At 67.2% G+C, this 1,269-nt stretch carries 1 protein-coding gene and 1 pseudogene; both read right to left on the bottom strand.

Features of this window, described 5'->3' with window-relative positions; all coding sequences use genetic code 11:
* Positions 1–18: 18 nt before the first annotated feature.
* A complete protein-coding gene (locus ACU5AP_RS16330; RefSeq protein ID WP_250132254.1) occupies positions 19–1,086 on the bottom strand; it encodes an IS3 family transposase in 1,068 nt (355 codons plus the stop codon).
* A pseudogene (locus ACU5AP_RS16325) lies at positions 1,053–1,205 on the bottom strand (transposase); the annotation flags it as partial. The gene ACU5AP_RS16330 and the pseudogene ACU5AP_RS16325, both read right to left, overlap by 34 nt.
* Between the last annotated feature and the right edge of the window lie 64 nt (positions 1,206–1,269).

Raw genomic sequence — 1,269 nt, 5'->3', positions numbered from 1 at the left:
TGACGTGCCCCTGAGTTTTCATCCAGCGGCGACCAGAGTCCTTGGGTTAGTTACGCCTCGCAGCGTGGGGTGAGCAACAGGCCGGGCCGCGCAGCTTTCATCCTGCGCAGCGGGTCGGCCTGTTGCGGTCAGACTGGCGGCAAAAGCCTCCGGGGTGAGGTAGCCGATCGACGAGTGCGGCCGGCGGGTGTTGTAGTCCAGCGCCCAGGCGGCGACCTTCTGGCGGGCGTGATCCAGGCTGAAGAACAGGCTCTCGTTGAGCAGTTCGTCGCGCATCCGGCCGTTGAAGGATTCCACAAACCCGTTCTGGGTCGGCTTGCCCGGCGCGATGTAGTGCCAGTCGACGCCATGATCCTGCGCCCAGGCCAGGATGGCGGTGGACGTGAACTCCGTGCCGTTGTCGCTGACGATCATGGCGGGACGGCCCCGCCGAGCGATCAGCGCTGTCAGCTCTCGCGCGACGCGGCGTCCCGAGATCGAGGTGTCGGGGATCGCCGCCAGGCACTCGCGGGTGACGTCGTCGACCACGTTGAGAATGCGGAAGCGGCGGCCCGTGGCGAACTGGTCGTGCACAAAGTCCAGCGACCAGCGGGCGTTCGGCCTGGCCTCGACCAGGATCGGCGCGCGCGTGCCCATGGCGCGACGACGTGAGCGGCGCTTGCGCACCGTCAGGCCTTCCTCGCGATAGAGCCGGTAGATCCGGTTCTTGCCCGAGGGCTCTCCCTCACGCCGCAGCAGCACGAACAGCCGCCGATAGCCGAACCGTCGCCGCTCGACAGCCAGGGCGCGCAGCCGCTCCCGCAGCGCCGTGTCCGGCTGTCGGCAGGAGCGATAGCGCACCGACTTACGGTCCGCCTTGATGATGGAGCAGGCCCGTCGCTCGCTGACGCCGAACGCCGCCTTCAGATGGGCGACGGCCTGGCGCAGCGCCGCGGGCCCTACCACTTTTTTGACAGCAGATCGTTCAACGCGGCTTTGTCGAGCATGGCGTCGGCCAGCAGGCGCTTCAGCTTTCCGTTCTCGTCTTCCAGGGCCCGGAGGCGCTGGGCGTCCGACACGCTCATCCCGCCGAACTTGGCCTTCCAGGCGTAGATCGTGCCCTCCGACACGCCGTGCTTGCGCGCCAGCTCGCCCGCTTTGGCGCCGGCCTCGTTCTCCCGCAGGATCCCGATGATCTGCTCTTCCGTGAATCTCGCTCGTTTCATTCCGTCCGTCCTTTCAAGGGCCGGACTCTAGCTCCACGTGGAGGAAATTCTCAGGGGCACGTCA

The organism is Brevundimonas sp. RM1, assembly GCF_052907225.1.
This window is presented reverse-complemented; position numbering and strand designations above follow the sequence as displayed.